General features: G+C 47.7%; 16 protein-coding genes. 9 read left to right on the forward strand and 7 right to left on the reverse strand.

What is annotated here, in order from left to right; all coding sequences use genetic code 11:
- The coding region (locus tag ACN0UY_RS06615) for a hypothetical protein (protein WP_417665925.1) at nt 1-262 on the forward strand (262 nt) is incomplete at its 5' end.
- Nucleotides 259-807, forward strand: coding sequence for a gamma carbonic anhydrase family protein (locus ACN0UY_RS06620; protein ID WP_417665926.1), 549 nt, complete (start codon nt 259-261; stop codon nt 805-807). The genes ACN0UY_RS06615 and ACN0UY_RS06620, both read left to right, overlap by 4 nt.
- Nucleotides 808-823: 16 nt before the next feature.
- Here the strand turns inward: ACN0UY_RS06620 and ACN0UY_RS06625 are convergent, their stop codons facing one another.
- From ACN0UY_RS06625 to ACN0UY_RS06635, 3 genes are read right to left on the reverse strand one after another with little or no spacing between them, the layout of a single operon-like run.
- On the reverse strand, nt 824-3,931 hold the full coding sequence (locus ACN0UY_RS06625; protein ID WP_417665927.1) for an error-prone DNA polymerase: 3,108 nt from the start codon (nt 3,929-3,931) through the stop codon (nt 824-826).
- A complete protein-coding gene (locus ACN0UY_RS06630) occupies nt 3,915-5,333 on the reverse strand; it encodes a Y-family DNA polymerase (RefSeq protein WP_417665928.1) in 1,419 nt (472 codons plus the stop codon). The genes ACN0UY_RS06625 and ACN0UY_RS06630 overlap by 17 nt, the downstream gene beginning before the upstream one ends.
- Nucleotides 5,330-5,974, reverse strand: a complete 645-nt coding sequence (locus tag ACN0UY_RS06635) for a hypothetical protein (RefSeq protein ID WP_417665929.1) — start codon at nt 5,972-5,974, stop codon at nt 5,330-5,332. The genes ACN0UY_RS06630 and ACN0UY_RS06635 overlap by 4 nt, the downstream gene beginning before the upstream one ends.
- Nucleotides 5,975-6,122: 148 nt before the next feature.
- On the opposite strand from ACN0UY_RS06635, the gene ACN0UY_RS06640 reads away from it, so the two are divergent.
- A complete protein-coding gene (locus ACN0UY_RS06640; RefSeq protein ID WP_417665930.1) occupies nt 6,123-7,025 on the forward strand; it encodes an acyltransferase in 903 nt (300 codons plus the stop codon).
- 78 nt (nt 7,026-7,103) lie between these two features.
- Here ACN0UY_RS06640 and ACN0UY_RS06645 read toward each other — a convergent pair whose 3' ends face one another.
- Genes ACN0UY_RS06645 through ccoG form a run of 3 tightly spaced genes read right to left on the reverse strand, consistent with a single transcriptional unit; the run spans nt 7,104 to nt 10,156 of the window.
- A complete protein-coding gene (locus ACN0UY_RS06645; RefSeq protein ID WP_339880314.1) occupies nt 7,104-7,700 on the reverse strand; it encodes a thiol:disulfide interchange protein DsbA/DsbL in 597 nt (198 codons plus the stop codon).
- A gap of 43 nt (nt 7,701-7,743) precedes the next feature.
- A complete protein-coding gene (locus ACN0UY_RS06650) occupies nt 7,744-8,748 on the reverse strand; it encodes a serine/threonine protein kinase (protein WP_417665931.1) in 1,005 nt (334 codons plus the stop codon).
- Entirely contained in the window at nt 8,741-10,156 is a 1,416-nt protein-coding gene (ccoG, locus tag ACN0UY_RS06655) for a cytochrome c oxidase accessory protein CcoG (protein WP_417666210.1), read from the reverse strand. Before ccoG ends, ACN0UY_RS06650 begins: the two co-directional genes overlap by 8 nt.
- Before the next feature lie 194 nt (nt 10,157-10,350).
- Between ccoG and ACN0UY_RS06660 the strand changes: the two genes are divergently transcribed.
- The 6 genes from ACN0UY_RS06660 (at nt 10,351) to ACN0UY_RS06685 (ending at nt 19,047) form a co-directional block, all read left to right on the forward strand.
- The gene (locus ACN0UY_RS06660) at nt 10,351-12,831 is read left to right on the forward strand and encodes a S8 family peptidase (RefSeq protein ID WP_417665932.1); all 2,481 of its coding nucleotides are present in this window, start codon (nt 10,351-10,353) and stop codon (nt 12,829-12,831) included.
- 144 nt (nt 12,832-12,975) lie between these two features.
- Nucleotides 12,976-13,821: a DUF6689 family protein gene (locus ACN0UY_RS06665; RefSeq protein WP_417665933.1), complete on the forward strand. Its 846-nt coding sequence runs from the start codon at nt 12,976-12,978 to the stop codon at nt 13,819-13,821.
- 10 nt (nt 13,822-13,831) lie between these two features.
- On the forward strand, nt 13,832-14,668 hold the full coding sequence (locus ACN0UY_RS06670) for an FHA domain-containing protein (protein ID WP_417665934.1): 837 nt from the start codon (nt 13,832-13,834) through the stop codon (nt 14,666-14,668).
- Nucleotides 14,669-14,721: 53 nt separating this feature from the next.
- Nucleotides 14,722-17,721, forward strand: a complete 3,000-nt coding sequence (locus ACN0UY_RS06675) for a protein kinase domain-containing protein (protein WP_417665935.1) — start codon at nt 14,722-14,724, stop codon at nt 17,719-17,721.
- Nucleotides 17,675-18,424, forward strand: a complete 750-nt coding sequence (locus tag ACN0UY_RS06680; protein WP_417665936.1) for a sensor histidine kinase — start codon at nt 17,675-17,677, stop codon at nt 18,422-18,424. The genes ACN0UY_RS06675 and ACN0UY_RS06680 overlap by 47 nt, the downstream gene beginning before the upstream one ends.
- Complete coding sequence (locus tag ACN0UY_RS06685; RefSeq protein ID WP_417665937.1) at nt 18,421-19,047, forward strand: response regulator; 627 nt, start codon at nt 18,421-18,423, stop codon at nt 19,045-19,047. Before ACN0UY_RS06680 ends, ACN0UY_RS06685 begins: the two co-directional genes overlap by 4 nt.
- Here ACN0UY_RS06685 and ACN0UY_RS06690 read toward each other — a convergent pair.
- Complete coding sequence (locus tag ACN0UY_RS06690; protein ID WP_417665938.1) at nt 19,044-20,279, reverse strand: Zn-dependent hydrolase; 1,236 nt, start codon at nt 20,277-20,279, stop codon at nt 19,044-19,046. The two genes, ACN0UY_RS06685 and ACN0UY_RS06690, sit on opposite strands and share 4 nt — an antisense overlap.
- Nucleotides 20,280-20,560 lie beyond the last annotated feature (281 nt).

Genomic DNA, 20,560 nt, shown 5'->3' on the forward strand with positions numbered 1-20,560 from the left:
CAAAACGTCTGCTTTTGGCGGCTTCGTTGCCTGCCTCAAGCGTGGGGCGCATTTTAGAGATTTAACTCGCTGCGTCAAGCGCCTTTTTGACATTTTTAGGTGTTTTTTTGCTGACTGCTGGTTTTGTGAACGAAGCGCTGTAAAAAGCTACGCCTTTTGTCTGATTCGCCAGCAATGGCGCTTTCTGCTAGTCTTTAAGGTATTCAATGAAACGATCAAAAAGCTAACATTTTATAGGAATTCTAGGGGTAAATGGCCATGAGTGGAGATATTCGTAGTTATCGTGGTATTGAGCCACAACTGGGTGAGCATGTTTATATAGATGCCAGCGCCGTTATTGTTGGCGATGTTCGTATTGGCGAGCACAGCAGTATCTGGCCATTGGTTGCCGCGCGCGGTGACGTGAACTTCATTCGCATTGGTGCACGTACTAATGTCCAAGACAATTGCGTGTTGCATGTCAGCCGTATTAGCGAAGGCAACCCGGCAGGGCACCCGCTTATTATCGGCGACGACGTGACCGTTGGCCATCATGTGATGTTGCATGGGTGTGAAATTGGTAGTCGGGTACTCATTGGCATGTCTGCTGTGATTATGGATGGCGCCGTAGTAGAAGATGATGTCATCATTGGTGCTGGCAGTTTGGTGCCGCCCGGCAAAACACTCCGCAGTGGCTACTTATATGTAGGCAGCCCAATCAAAGAAGCAAGAAAGCTATCGCAAGCCGAGCTGAACTTTCTCCCTCAGTCGGCAGAAAACTATGTAACCTTGAAAGAAGATTACCGCCTGCACGTAACACCTGTTTAGGTTGCACGTCATGTGATTAATGAAAATCACGCGAACGGTTAGCTTGCATACCTAGGCGCGCTAACTGTTCGGTGCCATCCTCAAGCTGCCCGGCAATAACATGAATCACGTCACCATGAATTTCAACCACACCTTTTACCTTGAGTAACTGCGCAGTTAAATAAGTATGCCGGAATGCACGTGCGGTATGCTGCCAAATTACTATATTGATTAAGCCACTTTCGTCTTCAAGCGTCACAAAGGTCACGCCAGAAGCTGTGCCCGGTCGCTGCCGGCAAGTGACAAGTCCAGCCACGCGGATAATCTGCTTGTGTCGGCATTGCGCTAATTCGCTGGCTAACTTATAGCCTTTAAGCTGACTGCGTTCACGCAATAAAGCCAATGGATGACGCCGCAAAGATACGCCCGTGGTTCGATAATCCACGGCAATATCTTGAAACTCGTCGGGTGCTTGCATTGGCACTATCGACTCATTCAGCTCCGTAACTGCAAACAAAGGCAGTTGTTCAGCTTGCAAGGCTAAACTTTGCCATTGGCTTTGATAACGATGCCCAGCTAGCTCTCCGAGTACATCGGCCGCGGCAAGTTTATGCAGTTCAGTGCCGCTGATACCCAGCTCTCTTAGCTCAGATAACCCTTGAAAGCCTTGTGTAGACCGCTTGCTGAGTAGCTGCTCCATACGGGCTTGATTTAAGCCTTTTATTAGCCGTAACCCTAAGCGTAACTGTACCCCACGATGGCCAGCCTCAAGTTGATGATGCCAGTTACTGCGCTGAATATCCGCCGGCAGTATTGTAACGTGATGACGACGGGCATCTTGTATAAGCTGATTGGCAGAATAAAAGCCCATGGGCAAACTATTAAGCAGAGCACAATAGAATGCTTCGGGGTAATAGTGTTTAAACCAAGCAGACGCATAGGCTAAGTTCGCAAAACTCGCCGAATGAGATTCTGGGAAGCCGTACTCCCCGAAACCACATATTTGTTGAAAGATGCGCTGGGCAAATTCATCGCTATACCCGCGCTCACGCATACCTTGAATAAGTTTGCTCTCAAATTGGCGCAGTTCACCTGAGCTTTTCCAGTTGGCCATAGCTCGCCGCAGTTGATCGGCTTCGCCTCCACTGAAACCAGCAGCTACCATTGCCAACTTAATCACTTGCTCTTGGAAAATCGGCACCCCTAAAGTGCGTTCAAGTACTTGCTGTACCGCCTCACTCGGAAAGGTAATGGGCTCAATACCTGCGCGGCGACGCAAATAAGGGTGCACCATGTCGCCTTGAATAGGCCCAGGCCTCACAATTGCAATTTGCACCACCAGATCATAAAAGGTGCAAGGCCGTAGCCGCGGCAACATGTTCATTTGTGCGCGTGACTCAATTTGAAACACCCCAATGGAGTCAGCGCGTTGCAACATTTGATACACTGCGCGGTCTTCTTGGGGAATATCGGCCAAGCCTATTGTGCGCTGATGGTGCTGCTGCACCAAGTTCATCATTTTGCGTAATGCGGTCAACATACCCAGCGCTAACACATCAACTTTTATCAGGTGTAAGGTTTCTAAATCGTCTTTGTCCCATTGAATAACCGTACGCTGCGGCATGCTGGCATTTTCTACCGGAACCAGTTCGGAAAGTTGCGTGGCCGCTATCACAAACCCGCCCACATGCTGCGATAAATGACGGGGAAAACCTAAAATAGCCTCGGTTAACTTAATTAAGCAGCGCCCCCGATGGGTTTCTCCCAACCCAGGCTCTTTCGCGAGCAATTGTTGCTGCCAACCTTGCTCGGTATCGCGCCGATCGATTTGCCGTACATAGTGCCGCAATTCTTGCTCGTGATAACCAAGTGCCTTACCCACATCACGTAAAGCGCTGCGTAAACGATAACGAATAACCGTAGCCGCCAATGCCGCTCGGTGGCGACCGTACTTACGATATATATATTGAATCACTTCTTCACGGCGTTCGTGTTCAAAGTCGACATCAATATCTGGTGGTTCATCACGCTCGGCTGAAATAAAACGCTCAAATAGCACATCAATTTGATCAGGATTCACCGCGGTGATTTGCAAGCAATAACAAACCACCGAGTTGGCCGCTGAGCCACGACCTTGATATAAAATGCCGCGCTGCTGGGCAAACTGCACCAAATCATGAATGGTCAAAAAGAAATATTCGTAATGCAGTTGCGCGATGAGTTGCAGTTCTTTTTCAAGCTTGCCTTTCACATCATCACGCAAGCCGCTTGGAAAACGTAATCGAGCCCCAGCATAAGTTAGCTCACGCAGATACGCTGTAGCCGTTCGCCCTTCAGGCACAAGCTCTGCTGGGTAGTCATAACGTAACTCACTTAAACAAAAGCAGCATTGCTGAGCAATCTCAACGCTTTGCGCCAGCCAGCTGTGGGGATAACACTGCATAAGTTGTGACGCCGAGCGCAGACAATAATCTTGGTTGGGTTTGAGTTGCGCCACTTGCGTACTTAGTGGTTGCCGCTGGCGAATTGCTACCAGTATGTCATGCAACGGCTGCCGCTGCGGTGCGTGATAGCACACCTCACAAACCGCGGCCACGGGCACTTGGTAGGCGGCACTAAGCTGTTGATAACGGGCGTAACTGTCGGCATCATTCGCGCCATAATGACGGCTATAAGCAAACCACAAACGTTGCGGAAACGCTTCCTGCAAGCGAGCGATAGTTGCCGTAAGATCGGTGTTTGCTGGCCGCCAGAGCAATAAACAATCATCAAGGGCTCCGATAAAGTCATCAAGGTTCACTTGGTAATGACCTTTCTTGCACCGATTGCGCGCGATGGTGATCAACTGACATAACTGGGCATAACCGGTTCGGTTACGCGCTAAGACAATGAACGTACCCAGCGTATCGAGCTTAAATTCACTGCCAATAATCAACCGCAATTGTTTATCTCGGGCCGCGACATAAGCACGTACAACACCAGCAACCGAACATTCATCGGTTATTGCCAAGGCTTGATAGCCGAGCGAACAGGCTTGCTCAACCAGCTCATGTGGGTGGGAACCGCCGCGCAAAAAACTGAAATTGGTCAGACAGTGTAGGGCAGCGGGGCGCGGATATTCTGAGGGGTTAGCTGAACCAGCCATGCAAAAACCACCCTTTGTCACTGTGATAGATCCAGGCTTGTCGCTGCTGTGCGTCAAGCGCCACATAATAGTCTCTTTGAATGGGAGCGGCGTCCCACCAACCGCTGACAATTCGCTCTGGGCCCCATTGCAACTGCCATTGCTGCCGGTGAATCGGCTCTACCTGAGGTAGTAACCAGCACGGCCGTTGCACTGCGTTCGTATTGGTTACTTCCGTTTGTTGCCAGGCCTGTATAGCGCCATGCCGTTCCGGACGCCAGTCATCGTGTAGTTGCGTACTTTGTACCTTACTTTCGCCCAAGCGTGCCTGTAGCCGGCTCACCAGCTCATTCAATGAGTCGGCATGTTCATTTGCCTCAGCAAACATTTGGCTGCGTTTCGCTTGTCGTGACTCTGGACGTTGCACCCGCACGCTTAATTCAAGCACGGGCGCATGCAACTGCTGCCGCTCTAAATGCAGCTGGCTAAGACTCAGTAAGTCGGCCTGCTGCCACACCGCATGCGCAAATTGAATGGTTACTTGGGTTGGTGGCCCGTGCCGATGATGCGCACGAATCAGCAGCGCGCGCGTGCTCCATTGATGACTCTGCAAAAAGCTTTCGGCTTGCTGCAGTAAACGTTTTAGTGGAAAGAGTAACTGCGGCCAAGTTGCTACCTCAGCAGCAAGTTCAACCCGCTCGTCAAAACGAGCAGGGGGATGATAGAAGTTTTGCGGCGGGGCGAGCTCTCCGGCTAACTCAGCTAGGTAAAGCGTGATAGCTCGTCCAAATCTGACCCCTAGCTCAGCGCGCGGCCGCTGCATCACGCTGCCAAGCGTAAGTAACCCAACATCACGTAGTCGTGCAATCTGTTGTGCCGGCAAGCCACTTTGTTCTATGGGGAGTTGTGCCACAGCAGCTTTAGCCGTGTCGACTTCTGGCGTTAGTACTGCGTATTGGGATTGTGCCAAAAGCTTCGCCACCAATGGACTGTAGCCGCTACTAATACAGTAACGCAGCGGCCATTGCTCTAACCGTGCCTGAATGCGAGCTAACACCCCGTGAAAACCTTGGTGTAAACGCAGTAAACTACGAATTTCACACAGCATGCCTTGCGGTGGATGCAGCACAATATGCGCAATGTCTTGATAAAGCACCTGAGCTAATTGCGTCAGCATGGCGCTTTCCCGCAACGGGTCATGTTCTTTTAGTGATAATTCGGGCACTAAGGTACTGGCAAGTACATCAGCCATACCCACTTCAACACCCTGCTGCAAAGCCACCTGATTGGCTTGCACCAGAGTTCGCCGTGCCGCAACCGTATGAACAAGTGCATGTGGCTTCGCGGCGGCCTCAGGTGGCTGCAGCGCCAGCTGATAATCCAGCAGTAAATGGGGGAAGTGCAGGTACAGCCAGGCATTCATAACGCACGACGACGCCTTGGCATGCGCTTATCAACCGCGCATGGAACAGCTGGCAGTGGCCAACCAAAACGCCGTTTTAACACGCTAATGTATAAGTTATCTGTGCGTTGTAACTGCAACCGAGTTACATAAGCTCGGGCTTCTTCTTCCCGTTGTTTAGGCGTAATAACGAACACCAGTTTGCGCTCAGCTTCAGCGACTTGCTGCAAGCGGCGAACCTGAATCGCACTCAACGTATTACTCCAAATAAGCACCACGCTAATAGAGCGGCTTTGCAATGCCTGCTCAGCAGCCCATAAAGCCAAATTCTCATTGGCCTCATTCACAATAACTTGCTGGTTGAGTATGACCTGTTGATAGTGCAAGCCAGGGGCATACGGCTGGGCTGGTGGATTCACCCAAAGCGCGGTTGTTGCTGGTTGCGCAAGCAAAGGGAGCAACACCGCCAACTCCCCAATAAAAGGTTGCTGCACTTGCAACTCATTCACACTGCCTTGTAGCCATCCACCGCCTAAGCGCTGATCAAGTTCATGCCAGCCAGTGCTCACAAATTGGTTTTCGGCCTTATTTAACGGTGCGTTTTGACCTTGCCAAACCCAGCCTTTTTGCAGCAACGCTTCTACTTGCGCAGGATACCCCATAACCAACCTCAACCTGTACGAATAACAGTCACAATACTGTACATATATACAGTATACTCTAGAGCCTTTTATGGAAACTGGCAAGTCTTTTACAAATGCGTATTATAGGCTCATCACTGCTACGATTAGCGCTACCATTGGCTCGAATATGCTGACGACTTTACTCATTCCGTTTCGCGTTATTATTAATTTTAGTTTTGCTCTGATTTCGACAGGTATTATTGGCTTGCTGATTATTTTAGTGGGCTTACCCAAATTGCTGCTGCCTATTCCCGCTGTGCAACGCTTCATTTCAACCTGGGCAAATGGTATTTTTCGGTTGTGGGGCTACGCCATGTCGGCCATGTTCCGACTCACGCAACCGATGCGCTGGCATATTGAAGGCGACAGTCAGTTGCACCGCGACCGCTGGTACATGATTATTGCCAACCACCGCAGCTGGGTTGATATTTTGGTATTGATGCATTTGGCCTGTCGCAACATGCCAATGCCACGCTTTTTCTTAAAACATCAGTTGATTTGGGCGCCCATCATTGGTTTGGGGTGTTGGACCCTCGATATGCCGTTCATGAAGCGCTATTCACGCGAACAGATTGCCCGCAACCCCAAATTGCAGGGCCGAGACATTGAAACCACACGCAAAAAGTGTCAAAAGTTTCAGCACATTCCAACCACCGTCATAAACTTTTGCGAGGGCACACGCTTTACGCCTGAAAAACATGCGAAGCGCAATAGTCCTTTTCAACACCTTTTGCCACCGAAGGCTGGCGGTACGGCATTTGCACTGCAAATGATGGGCGACCAGTTTGACGCCATTTTGGATATCACCATTGTGTACCCAGCCGCGAAGCGCCCTGCAGTATGGCAGTTGCTGAGCGGTCAGTTGCGCGACGTTTATGTCAATGTGGAAACCTTACCTGTCACTGATGATTTAATTGGTGACTATTTTGCAGATGCTGCATTTAAGGCACACTTTCAAGCATGGCTGAATCAGCGTTGGGTACGCAAAGATGAGATAATTGGCAGGGTAAAAAACGAGATAAGCAGGTAGTTAGTGTGTGAAGAGCGTTATTAGCTTGTTGTACTGCTATCAGCAAGCTGATAACTAATAACGCTCTTACTTCTGTTCTTACATTTCCATCAAGTAGCCGGCTGCTTTCACAAAATCAGCCATAAAGTCTTCGCTGTCGCGGAAGCCTTCAGTTTTCAAACGGTACTTGCCATTGACGATAAAGGTCGGCGTCGCATTAATATTGTAGGCACGCATGTCACGGTCCATATCGTTTAATTGCTTCTCAACCAGCGGATGCTTCATCGCTTTTTCAAACTTGTCAGCACTAACACCGTTTACATGGAAGATTGCTTTTAAGTCTTCTTCAGTATTGATTTGCTGCTTTTGTGCATGAATGCGCTCATAAAAAGCTTGGCTGATTGGCTCTTCTTTTTTGAACAGTTTAGCGGCCGCAAAACCCCGTGCCATCAACTCTAAGGTTGGATGTGACACAATATGCGACTTCTCAAACGCTTTCGGGTACGCGTCTTTCATGGCTGCTGCAATCGGTTCAAAACGGTAACAGTGAATGCAGTAAAAAGAGAAAAACTCTTTGATTTCAGGCTTTGCAGTGCCTTCTTCAGCAATCACTTCGTAATGCACACCTTCTTTGAATTCTTGCGCCGTTACCGGCAGCATCATCAAGGCAACGAGAACTAACAACAACTTCTTCATGGGCAAAAAGTCCTACGGTTGGTTTTTTTATAAATTAAACGAATTAGTAATTGGGTTGCAACTGAATTGGTGGTTCTTGCAACACCGCAAATTGTTCTTTGAGCGTTAACACTTGCTGTTCCCAGTAACGCTGTTCCGCAAACCAGGGAAACGCTTGTTGAAAAGCCGAGTCATTCCAACGCCGTGCTAACCATGCCATATAGTGTATGATTCTGAAACTGCGCAAGGGTTCAATTAATCGTGTTTCTTTACTATCGAAGTCGCAAAACTCTTGATAACCCTCTAACAGCACATCGAGCTGGAGCGTGCGCTCAGCTCTATCGTCTCCCGCAAGCATCATCCACAAGTCTTGAATGGCTGGGCCAGTTCGCGCGTCGTCGAAATCAACAAACATCAGTTGCTCATCACGCAGCAACATATTGCCCAAATGACAGTCACCATGCAAACGTTGCTGCGTAAAGGCGCTGAGATCTGTGCGTTTAAGTTGTTCGGCATGCGGCTCAGCAATCGCCCAAAAGGCTTCTTGCAGATTATCGGGAAGCAGCGGTGATTCGCGCAATGTTGCCATCGCGTCGGCAACGAACTCCTGATAAGACAAGTTTGGTCGACTCGAAAACGGACGTTGCTTAGCAACTGCATGCAAACGCCCTATTTGGCGGCCAATACGTTCAAGCTGATCCAGATCGCCTGGCTCAACCGCGCGCCCGCCGACGCTTGGAAAAACCGCAAAGCGATAATCCTGGTAGTTATGGAGGGTTGAACCGCCTAATTGCAGCGGCGCAACCGCAGGAACTTCTTCGTCGAGCAATTCTTGCGTGAATTGATGCTCTTCAAGTATTTGCGCGTCGCTCCAGCGGGCAGGACGATAAAATTTGGCCACATAACGCTGATTGTCATCCGCGATAAATTGATAAACTCGGTTTTCATAGCTATTTAAGGCAAGCAACCCTGATTGCGGGTTCACGCCAACATCCGCAAGCGCATCCGCGATGCGCTCAGGATTTAAATTTTTGAAGCTAAAATCGTCGCTGATAGGTTGCTCACTCATACAAGAATCGACTGACATGCTTCTCGCTGATAGCACCGTCGGTGGAAGTAACCACAAAGGTAACATCCTGTACGCGCTCCGTCACTTCGTCTGGATGAACAGCGAGTGTAACCGGTACAGTCGCGACTTCACCGGCGCCGACAGTAATTGTCACGTCGCCAATTAGCGTGCTGCGGGTAAAGCCTTCTGAAGTCACGACAAAGCTTTGCGGCTGTTGCGATTTATTCAGTATCTTCAAGGTGAACACGTTCTGCACCCAGCCTTCCATATTAATGCTGTACAGCTGGTTACGGTCACGCAGCACGTCAACTTGCAGAGGCACTCGGGTTGAAATATCCCAAATAAGCAAAACGGTCATGACCACCATCACCACAAAGTAACCAATACTTTTGAAGCGCAATTTGTGCGTGCGTCCGCCCTGTAAATTACGTTCAGTGGTAAACCGAATTAGCCCGCGCGGGTAATTCATTTTATCCATGATCTCGTTACAAGCATCCACACACGCGCCGCAGTTAATGCACTCGTATTGTAAGCCGTTACGAATATCAATGCCGGTTGGGCAAACTTGCACACACATGTAACAGTCAATACAGTCACCCAACCCGAGTTCTTTGGGGTCTTTCTTACGCGGGCGACCGCCGCGAGGCTCGCCACGGTTCATGTCGTACGACACGGTAACGGTATCTTTATCAAACATTGCGGATTGGAATCGTGCATACGGGCACATGTGCGTACACATGATTTCGCGCATCCATCCAGCGTTTCCGTAGGTACAAAAAGCAAAGAATAGAACGGTTCCGGTTAACCAAAAACCTGAGTCCAAAGTCCAAAATTGCGTAAACAATTCGCGAACATCGGTGAAGTAGCCAACAAATATCATGGCCGTTAACAATGACACGATAATCCAGGAGGTGTGCTTGGCGGCTTTGCGCCAAAACTTATCAAAGTCCCACGGGCGCTTGTCCAACGTCATACGCTGATTGCGGGTGCCCTCAAATTTTTTCTCAAACCACATAAAAATAAAAGTCCACGTGGTTTGCGGACACATAAAGCCACACCAAACGCGGCCGTAGAGAGTGGTGATAAAGAAGAGGGCAAAGGCTGAAACGATAAATATCCAAGCCACAATGGTAAAGTCTTGTGGCCATAAAGTGAGCCCAAAAATACGGAAACGCTGCTCGGCAATATCTAATAAAACAGCTTGTTCGCCGTTAAACTGCAGCCATGGAATGAGCGCAAAAACGAACAGCAGGATAAACCCGAAGCTACGCCGAAACCATTCGAACGCACCTTTAACATCACGTACGTAAATTCGGTTACGGGGCGAATAGTCGTTGCTGCGTTTATCAGGATCGGGACGATGAATTTTTACTTTATCGGCCGCTTGCACTTCAACTTTTTGTTCCATAGCCATACTACGCTCTCAGCCACTTTTTAACGATTCATTGATTATACGCTTAATTTGGTCCGAAATTCACTGCGCCTGCGCAACCTTTACCGAATAACACCCCGAAAAAAATTAGGGGATCACCCCTATATATATTCTTGTGACCACAGAGCATTCTCGAAAGCGTTTAAAATTTCAGCAACGAGGATACAATAATGAAAAAATTCACACTCTCAACCATTGCTGCGCTAACACTTGCAGCAGCTCCGGGCCAAGCCCTAGCAAACGCCGTTATTGGTGAACAATTACAAGCCAAGCTACCAACGTTGTCAGCAACTGAAAGCCTGACCGTCGTAGTCACCTATGACCAACTCGAGCCGGTTACCGAATCACAATTGCAGCAACTTCTGAATTTAGGAATCACAGAAGGTGTGCAGTTTTCTTCGTTACCAATTATCGGCGTTACGGCAACACGTACTCAAATTGAACAACTCAAGTCACTTGCTAATGTTCGTTCGGTTTGGTTAAACCGCCAACTTGAATACTTCAATGCAGATGCGCGAAAAATTACCGGTGTAGAGCAATTACAATCTGCCGACTTTATCGCTCGCAACGGCACTTCTTTTACCGGCAACGGCATCACCATCATGGTTAATGACTCGGGTATTGATGCTTCTCATCAAGATCTTTTATTTGGCGAAAAAGTCATCGAAAACGTACAGGCCCTCACCCACGCACAGGCAATAAGTTTAGTGGCTCCAACTGACGGTTTTGTTATAGAGGGTCAAGTTAATACCGATTTGAATGTGGGCCATGGAACCCATTGTGCAGGCACCATTGCTGGCACTGGCGCTATGTCTGACGGTAAATATTTAGGCGCAGCACCAGAGGCTGATTTGATTGGTTACGGCTCAGGTGCCGGTTTATCAATTCTTGATGCTGTAGGCGGTTACGATTACGCCATTAATAATGTTTATGCGTTTAACTCACCAATTCGCATCATGAGCAATTCATGGGGCTCAAGCGGCAAGTTCAGTGCAGATAGCCCTGTAAGTATAGCTTCTTATAAAGCTTATAAACTTGGCATCTTATCCGTGTTTGCAGCTGGCAACTCTGGTCCCGGTGAAGACAGCCACAACCCATACGCTCAAATCCCATGGGGAATTTCAGTTGGCGCGGGCGACAAATTTGGTCAACTCGCTGGTTTCTCGTCACGCGGCTTAAAGAGCGAAACGGGAACTTTTCAAATGCCAGACAACACCACGTGGACATACAACAATGAAATTACCGTTGTTGCCCCGGGTGTTGATATCATCTCAACGCGCGCTAGCACCAATTTAGTCTCTAATGGTGGCGAAGCGGATCTCGATGCAATTGAAACTGAGTATGTTCCGTTCTATACCATGATCTCAGGTACATCGATGGCAACACCGCATGTCGCAGGTATTGTCGCCCTAATGATGGAAGCCAACCCTGATCTTTCGCTATTGGAAATCAAGCGCTTGTTGCAAGAAACCGCTACCAATATGCCTGGCTATGAGAAGTGGGAAGTCGGCGGCGGTTATGCCAATGCTAAATCAGCCGTTTCTGCTGCGTTAAATTTCGACATGGACCACGTTGCTAGCGTCAACAATTTAAATACCTTCAATGCAAATGCCGTGCTAGAAAGCAGCGACAACGTTGAAAACTTTGAAGTGCTCTATGCGCCAGCTGGTGAACCTGACACCTTTAGTTTTGAAGTTGGTGACGATGTGGCTTGGGTTAAAGCCAGTGCTGAAACGCTCGCGAATACCACCAAGCTTGTGCTTGTTGCCCCAGACGGTACAGAATATTTTGGCAACTTAACGTTACCCGTTCTTGAAACTGGTATGCGCGTTGCCGCCCCAGGTCAACCCGGCACATGGCAAGTTTATGTTTACGGCTTAACGTCGTTATCTGGCGTTGACCCTGATCCACTTGATTTAACCAATGGCCCCGGTATTCCAGAAGTTATTGCCGGCACCATCTCGTTCGAATTAAGCGGTGGCTACGACGGTGTTGACGATATAGCGGGTCACCCTCAGCAAAATGCGATTGAGTTTGCTGTTTCTGAACGTTTAGTCGACGGCTTTAGTAACGGAAAATTCCGTCCTGATGATGCTTTACTGCGTAAAGACTTAGCCCAGTATCTCGTAATGGGAGGCGCTATTCGTCAGTACCGCGACTTATTAAATGAACCGCAGCCTTCGTTGGCAAATGTACCGAGTGACGTCAAAGTTTTTGCAGAATCTGTATCGGTAACTGGCGGGGCACTTAAAGACAATGCACAAGAACAAGCTCCTGTAATGCTTTCAAACAACGGCAATTTTGACCCGCGTGGCAAAGTTAACAAACTTGATCTTGCCTACTCTTTGGTGCAAACGCTTGGTTTAGAAAGCGAAGCTTTGGCCTTCGATCCAAATCAAGATATTGTGGTGGATTACAAAGGAGAGACTATTGTGTTGGCTGACCAAGATGCGATTCCAGCCCATTTGAAAGGCTACGTGCAAGCAGCTCTCCGCTACTCGTTATTGAACGTTCGCTTCTCAATTGAGCAAGGTGCTTTCGCACTCGAACCATCATTACAAGCTCACTTTAACGCTGATACCACCATTACTCGAGCGCACTTTGCACTTACCGCTGGTCGCTTGTACAGCAACTACAATCAAGCCAATTAGTTGGGTTACAAAACTAAAAGGGCTACCTCGTGTAGCCCTTTTCTTCTTAGAAAAGCGTGACAAACATCAAATTTCTGGGTAACTTTTAACCGAAAAGATGTAACAGAATGTAACAGAATGTAACAGAACACTGAGGATTTAATCATGTACGCTAGCAAAACCTTATTAAAAGTTGCCGTCCTGTTGTTAGGTTTTAGCCTATCGAGCTACAGTACTTCTGCGCCCGCTGTTGAAGTTCCGCTAACTATAAATGCTCAACAAAACAGCCTTAATGCAAGTGTCGAATTAAGCGCGCTGGTTAGCTTCGATATTTCTGTGCAATTTGAAAATGCTGTTGGCCTTACGCCTCAAAATATGACGCTTGAAGCACATTTATTGAATTTGGCCGACCCCGACATTTTACACCGGTTACCGAATAGCTTGCTGACGACTATTCCACAGGCTTTCCCTGTGCTTATCTCGATTAGCCCCGACTCTGCAAAAGGTTTTGCATTCAGCGGCGCCTACACAATTGAGATCTATACCAAGTCATTACACTACACGGAAGGCACACCATTACGCCTATTTCACTCGCACAATAACGGTACCTTCGCAGATATCACGACAATGACCGGCTCAGGAAGCTACCGGGTTCGCGGTAATGGTGGTCAGTTCTCAGACTTCATTATCTTGACTGACTTGCGTGATACCAACACCATCATTCAGTCTAAACTTGCTCGGCTACAAAACATTGCAAATAACAGCCAATCGCTCTTAGCGGCTGGTGCCTACCAAGTTCTGTCGGATGCCATTGATAATGTGAGCATTGCAATGAACTCAAGTAACAAAGGCCAAGCCTTGTCTGCTCTTGAACATTTAATCCACTTGCTGGAAGCGGACAATGGCACCATTTATCCCGACGTATGGCGCTCAAGCAACGATTTGAACAACGTTCGCGGCAATTTAATCTCCGCCGCTACCACGCTGCGCTTTAGTTTGCGAATTGAGTGATCAAATCGCAATGACCGCTATCTTTGATGTCGTATTCCAACATCGCTTCGCGCAGCGCTTCGAACTGCGCGAGCAAAATGCCTACGTGGTGGGACGTAGCCAGGAGTGCGACATTCAAATTGATCATCCAACGCTCTCGCGTCGACATGCAGTATTGTTCTGCCGCCAAGGTGTGTGGCATTTACGGGATTTGAATAGTACAAATGGCGTGTATATTGATGCCGAACGAGTTGAAGAAAAACCACTCAAGCAAACGTCTGTTTGTCGGCTGGGTGATATTGCTTGTATGTTTGTTCCACATCATAGTCACTCACAAAAAGTAGCGCTCAATCAGGCTAAATGGTGTGCACAACAACTCTCTCAGATGCACAAGTCGTGGCAGCATTCAGCCTCGTTACAGAAGGTGATTTCGACCGCCCAAAACACCCTAGCACAAGTTTTAGAAAGCGATCGAACCGCCTTAATCCTTCTAAATAATAGGAATTTTGTAGCGCCCTTTGACGGTTCAACAACGCTCGTTCGGCAAGCGATTGAAAGCGGTCAGTCTTGCGTTGTTCATAATGCTTTGACGCATCAGCAGTTACAGCACCGTGACAGTGTTAAGCGACAGCAAATTAAAGCCGCCCTCGCGGTTCCCATCGCTTTAGGAAATCAAATTATTGCTGTGCTATACGCTGACAGTTTGAAACATGCGCACTATTTTAATGAGCATCAACTATTTATATTGCAGCGTTTCACCCAACTTATCGCCATGCAATTGACGCTATGCCAGCTTAATGACTACTTGCAACTGGCCCAGCAAAAAATGACCACTGCTAAGGAACGCACCAATAACATTCGACCCTAGGGAAATCTGTGATAACTTAATCTCTAAGCTTCTGTAACGAGATACTTCTCACGATGGCTGATCCCGACGAACACGATAACTTGTTATCGAATCACACGACCACAAAATTGACGACGCAATCACTGCTTAAGCCTGGGCAGCTTTTAGCGGAGCGCTTTCGTATTGTTCGTTTACTTGGCCATGGCGGTCAAGCGCGGGTATTTGAAGCCTACGACGAGGTGCTTGAAACCCAATGTGCATTGAAAGTTCTGGCTCAAGAAGCTGATGCTAGTGAAGTTGAACAGCTACGGAATGAAGTGCTTCTTGCGCGTCAAATCCATCACGCCAATGTCGTTCGTATTCACGAATTTTACGCAACACCGCAAGCGACGTTTTTCACGATGGCGCTCGTTAACGGAAAGGTTCTAAGTCAAGCGCTCGACGACAGCCCAGCAGCCCCTGACGTTATAAAATGGTTTGAGCAGTTGTTAGGTGCATTACAGAGTTGTCATGAAAGCGGTGTTATTCATGGCGATTTAAAACCAGACAACTTATTAATTGATGATGACGGCAACTTATCTATTATCGATTTTGGTATTGGTCGAACACTTGATAATAGCAGCAGTCAATTTGGGTCCACCGGTTTCGTTGCGCCTGAACTTGCGACGTCACAACAAGCAACGACTGCAAGTGACCGCTATGCGCTTGGTAAAACATTAGCTTTAATGCTTGACGCAAGCGAATCTTCCAGTTGGAAAAGCGTTTCCGTGTCTAAGCGAGCGTTACAAAAACTGGCCGTTAAACTGCAAGCTGACACTCCAAATCAACGCCCGTCACTAGCGCAATGCCAAGATCTTATAAAGTCCACCGCATCAAAAGGTAGAATGTGGCTGGCGCTGGCCGCCGTGATTGTATTTACCCTGTCTATTTTGATATTTGTGATGCCACAAGAGAACACAGATTTGCCTGCGGAAGCTTCGGTAACCACTATTGCTATAGCGATGGTAGAAGGTGAACCTGCTTTAGCTGAGTTAACCCATCTACTCTTACAAGCTGAACCAAACATTTACTCCATAGAACCGCAAACTGTAAGCCAACTAATTAAAAATATGGGAATACAGCCGTTTGAGTCGGCATCTGAACGCGCGCGATTAGCGCAACTGACACAAGCCCAGTATTTATTAATTTTAACGTCGCGAACTTTAGGCGGTAAATTGCAATTACATGCGCTACTAACAGCACATCCCTCGGAGCAAATTATATTTTCAAAAACATTTGATACCGAAAATGTGGCACCCGAAAAGTTAGTCACCGCTATTTCAGAAGCGTTAAACAATGCCTTGCCCAACCAAAATTCCGAGATGCCTTCGACGGCTTTCATCAGCTACAAAGTTGTTCAAGATTTAGCGGCAGCTCGAGCCGGAGATGACGTCCATGCGCTTACGTTAAAACTACGCGAAGTTATAGAGTCGCCTAAAGCTCCGGCGGTATTAAAACTGCAAGCACGAATTGAGTTAGCAATTATCAATGAACAATTTGAACCCGCCGCCGCTTTACTTGATCAGCTTTTGAAACAGTTTCCACATCGCGCCGATGTACTTGCCCAACGAGCCAATGTGGCAGCTGCATTAAATGATCTTACTGGTGCTCGTGAGTACTATCGTCGCGCTCTATCTTATGATCGTAACCAGCCCATGTGGTGGTTTGAACTGGCGCGCTTAAAGATCATTCAGGGTGAAACCGAGTCAGCCATTAATGAAGAGTTAACCCAGAGTCTTATTCAATTTCGGCAACGTGAAGATTTAAACGGTCAAGGGCTGATTTTAAATGCTTTTGGTGTCGCTTATTTACGCTTAGCAAAGTTTGACACTGCGGCACAATATTTTCAGCAAGCGCTAGAATATCGAACCCAAGAGCGTGCCCCTCGCGAACGCATAACAACACTCAGTAATTTAGCCACTGTTTTAGCAATAACTGGGCAGATTCAAAAAGCTGATGCGTCACTCCGCGAAGCGACGCGACTCGCCGATGCAATTGATGACGCACTAGCGGTCGCTCACATCGAGAACGAACGCGGTCTATTATTTGAAGAGCAAGGCGACTATCAAAGTGCATTGCGTCATTATAAACGTGCATTAGACATTCGTTTGCGTGAGGGTGACGACTATGTTCAAAGCCAAAGCATTAACAATGTCGCTTTCATTCACTTCCTAATTGGTGATTTCAGCTTAGCCGAAGTGTATTGGCGGCAAGCCCTACAAACGGTAGAAAACCTCAATGAACAAGCCACGTTGCACAGTATTCAACTTAATTTGGTGCAATTATTGATTGCTCAAGGTCAGTTTAACCAAGCAGAGCAACTATTGGCCGAATTGTTGCGCAGCGACGACAAAAGCACCGAAGCCAACCTATCCGCACAGCTTCAGATTAGCCGTTTAAATTTTTTACAGGGCCGTATGGCCGTAGCTGATGATTCCGGCCAGCAAGCGGAGCAAATAGCACAATCAATCAATGACCCGCGCGGTGCTATCGAAAGCTTACTCTGGCGCGCTGAAATGGCAATATTTCTGCACCAAACTGATTTGTTTGAACAACATTCAACAAATCTTAGAGTTCTCCAAAATGAGTTTAATCAAGAGCAAAAATTGATTTTTGACTGGTTACTCTTGCTCGGTCAGAAAAACAATTCACAAGCGGATTTCGCCGCATTCGCAGAACGCGTTATCCAGCAAAAGCCCTCTCGCTTAGTCGAAATAAAACTGTTAAGCGAGTTAGTATTCAGAGGTAACTTCCCAGAATCAGCGTCGGTGTGGCAAAGGCTCGAAACAATTAGTAACGAACGCGTGTTCGCTTCTTACTTGCCATATCTCGCCGCACAAAGCTTTGACAACTCTAAACAGGTGCTGCAAGCTGCATTGCAGCAACACGCGAGTTTTTGGCGTAACTTTGAGTTATATTCATACCTAGATGATGTCGCATTTGAAGAACAACAACGCGCTGCCTATGAGCGGCTAATCGAAAACATGAATGAAAAACAGCAACAAGCCTATAGAACATTCGCTAGCGGTCGATGAATTAGAGGGATTACTTGCTCAAGTTCAAGACCAGCAGCGTTTACTTCAACAGCAACTCGATTACGAACACCACGCTATGCTTGGTCTAGCGAAACGATTGTGGGTACAACAAGAGCAAGAAAGAGCCTATTTCGCACGCGAGCTACATGATGATATTGGTCAGCAGCTGATCGCCTTAAGAGCACAGATAGATGCACTGCAAAACCCGCAACTCCAGCAGATACAAGAAGGCCTGCTGCACGTCATTGAGAGTACAAGAAACCTTTCACGCATTATGTACCCAACCATTCTCTTTGATCTCGGTTTGGAGCGAGCGCTTGCTTGGCTCAACCGCCAACTTTTAGAGCCGACGAAGGTTCGCTTGAATATTAATTACGATGTATCGATTGAACTTCCAACTGCCGTCAACCTATTAATCTTTAGGGTTGCGCAAGAAACTTTCGTGAATAGTGTGAAGCACGCTCAGGCGCGTCAGATCGATTTGGCAATATCTGAAACTTCGCAAGGTATTGCAATAAACGTTAAGGACGATGGCGTCGGATTTGATGCACAATCAATTGAACTCGGTATCGGGCTACAAAGTTTGAAAGACAGAGCATTGGCCTGCGGCGCGACATTAGACATCAAGTCAAAACCAGAACAGGGTTGTGAAATAAGTCTACTGCTCCCTTATCAACAACTTTCCGAGCTTGGCGACCTATGATTTCACTCATTCTTGCCGATGACCACACCATGGTAAGACAAGCCATAGCAACCACCTTAAAAGCGACAGGATTATTTTCTATCGAATATGAGTGTGGTGACGGCGCTGAGCTAGTTGAGACAGCATTAAAATTTAAAGCCGATATCATTTTGATGGATATTTCGATGCCAAAAATGAATGGCTTTGCAGCACTTGAAAAACTTCTTCACCACCGACCACAATACAAGGTCATTATATTGAGCATGCATAGTGAACGCGAATATGTGGAGGCGGTAAAGCTGGCTGGCGCACGGGCTTATATTCAAAAAGACGCCCCGTCAGAGCAGCTCATCCAAGTTATACAAGAAGTTGCCTCTGGTAAGACTTATTTTCCCGCGAACGACCATCAACGCGCCGACGCATTAACCGTATCGATCAATCCATTGGAAAATTTAACACGGCGTGAACGCGAAATTTTCTATTTGGTTGTTGCCGGACGAAGTAATAAACAAATTGCTCAGTTGCTATCGCTCGCTGCAAAAACAGTCGAAAACCACCGCGGTAATATCTTTAAGAAATTGAAGGTCGCGTCCACGGTAGAGCTCATTCATTTTGCCGCTAAAAACGGATTGCTTGAGCCTTAAAGTGATTTTTTTGCCATTGCCACGACAGTATCTAAGAGTACATTTGTGCCAGCCTCAACGTCATGCCAATGCGACCACTCGTCAGGCGCATGACTGACCCCGTTTACCGATGGAATAAAAATCAAACCTGAATGGGTAATTTCTGTCAGAAACTGAGCGTCATGGCCAGCACCGCTGGGCATACGCGTGTAACTGTATCCACGCTGTTTTACTTGTTGCTCGATAATATCGGTAAGTTGCTCTGAGCAGGGCTTGGGCTCTAACCAGCTCACTTGCTCGTACTCAAACATCAACCGATGGCCGCGTGCTATTGCCGATAGCGTTTTACGGCAGGCATTGGCTAATTCTTTCATCACCCCCTCATCCATGTCGCGCCCAACAATAGTAAATACTGCCTCGCCCGGCACGGTATGCGGGTGCCCCGGCTTGAGCTCAACTTTGCCCACGGTAATACGGGTTTTATCGGTACCGTTTTCCGCAATGATACGTTCAATTTCATGCGCAAAATCAGCTAACCCCATAAACGCATCGCTGCGCATATCCATGGGTGCAGTTCCGGCGTGGTCTGCTTTACCTTTTAAATGCACAATCCACTTAAAGACACCGGAAATGCCATCAACAACACCAATTTGCACGTCACTTTGAAATAACACCGGGCCTTGCTCAATATGCAATTCAACGAAACCTTTGAGCTGTTCTGGCCGCCACGCGGCGTCTAATGCTTGCATGGCATCAAGCCCTTGCGCTGCCATCGCATCTTTCAAGTAAACGTTATCAGCGTCGTGGGCCGATAGCAGCCAGTCAGGATTTAAACAACCAGATATGGCTTGTGAGCCCAGCATGCCGCCAAAACGCCCTTCTTCTTCGGCCGTCGCAACGCCCCATATAGGGGTATCGAGCTCTGGTTGGTGTTCTTGCAATGTTTCAATAACTTCCAGCGCCGCCATAACCCCAAGCGCACCATCAAAAATGCCCCCAGCTGGCACAGTGTCTATATGGGAGCCCATTAAAATAACCGGCTTGTTTCTGTCGCCCCGGCCAAAAAATATATTCCCTGCGCCATCCATAAAGGTTTCCAAACCGGCACTTTTTGCTTTGCCTTGCAACCAGCGACGCCCTTCCATATCGGCATCGGTAAAGCCAATGCGGTACATGCCGCGGTCTTGTTCGTTATAACCAATTTTTGCGAGTTCGAGTAAGTTTTGCTTTAGTCGTTCTCCGTTGATATTCATAAAACCGTCCGCTTCGCTATTCGTGATTCGTCCGCTGCGCTATTCGTACGTTCGCAGACTCACTGTTCGTTGTCGCTCAGTTTAGTATAGAGGTTGGATGCGGTTTTTTCGAACAGCAAAGCGCACCAACAGCGCAGCGGACGAAACACGAATCACGCTTTCTGTTTTACGCAAAAAAAAGCCCGGCGGGGTGCCGGGCTAAAAAGAGAACAACCAGATCTCAGGGAACTTTCAAACACTATAAAACGCATGTATGACAAAAAAGTGACATCAGGCGATTA

This window comes from Pseudidiomarina sp. (assembly GCF_048268165.1).
Classification (GTDB): Bacteria; Pseudomonadota; Gammaproteobacteria; order Enterobacterales; family Alteromonadaceae; genus Pseudidiomarina.

Bases quoted from the DNA above. Each gene is read 5' to 3' on its own strand.
- ACN0UY_RS06685 (WP_417665937.1), top strand. From the start codon at position 18,421: ATGATTTCACTCATTCTTGCCGATGACCACACCATGGTAAGACAAGCC.
- ACN0UY_RS06640 (WP_417665930.1), top strand. From the start codon at position 6,123: ATGCTGACGACTTTACTCATTCCGTTTCGCGTTATTATTAATTTTAGT.
- ACN0UY_RS06645 (WP_339880314.1), bottom strand. From the start codon at position 7,700: ATGAAGAAGTTGTTGTTAGTTCTCGTTGCCTTGATGATGCTGCCGGTA.
- ACN0UY_RS06660 (WP_417665932.1), top strand. From the start codon at position 10,351: ATGAAAAAATTCACACTCTCAACCATTGCTGCGCTAACACTTGCAGCA.
- ACN0UY_RS06625 (WP_417665927.1), bottom strand. From the start codon at position 3,931: ATGGCTGGTTCAGCTAACCCCTCAGAATATCCGCGCCCCGCTGCCCTA.
- ACN0UY_RS06675 (WP_417665935.1), top strand. From the start codon at position 14,722: ATGGCTGATCCCGACGAACACGATAACTTGTTATCGAATCACACGACC.
- ACN0UY_RS06620 (WP_417665926.1), top strand. From the start codon at position 259: ATGAGTGGAGATATTCGTAGTTATCGTGGTATTGAGCCACAACTGGGT.
- ACN0UY_RS06650 (WP_417665931.1), bottom strand. From the start codon at position 8,748: ATGAGTGAGCAACCTATCAGCGACGATTTTAGCTTCAAAAATTTAAAT.
- ACN0UY_RS06680 (WP_417665936.1), top strand. From the start codon at position 17,675: ATGAAAAACAGCAACAAGCCTATAGAACATTCGCTAGCGGTCGATGAA.
- ACN0UY_RS06690 (WP_417665938.1), bottom strand. From the start codon at position 20,279: ATGAATATCAACGGAGAACGACTAAAGCAAAACTTACTCGAACTCGCA.
- ACN0UY_RS06665 (WP_417665933.1), top strand. From the start codon at position 12,976: ATGTACGCTAGCAAAACCTTATTAAAAGTTGCCGTCCTGTTGTTAGGT.
- ccoG (WP_417666210.1), bottom strand. From the start codon at position 10,156: ATGGAACAAAAAGTTGAAGTGCAAGCGGCCGATAAAGTAAAAATTCAT.
- ACN0UY_RS06670 (WP_417665934.1), top strand. From the start codon at position 13,832: ATGACCGCTATCTTTGATGTCGTATTCCAACATCGCTTCGCGCAGCGC.
- ACN0UY_RS06635 (WP_417665929.1), bottom strand. From the start codon at position 5,974: ATGGGGTATCCTGCGCAAGTAGAAGCGTTGCTGCAAAAAGGCTGGGTT.
- ACN0UY_RS06630 (WP_417665928.1), bottom strand. From the start codon at position 5,333: ATGAATGCCTGGCTGTACCTGCACTTCCCCCATTTACTGCTGGATTAT.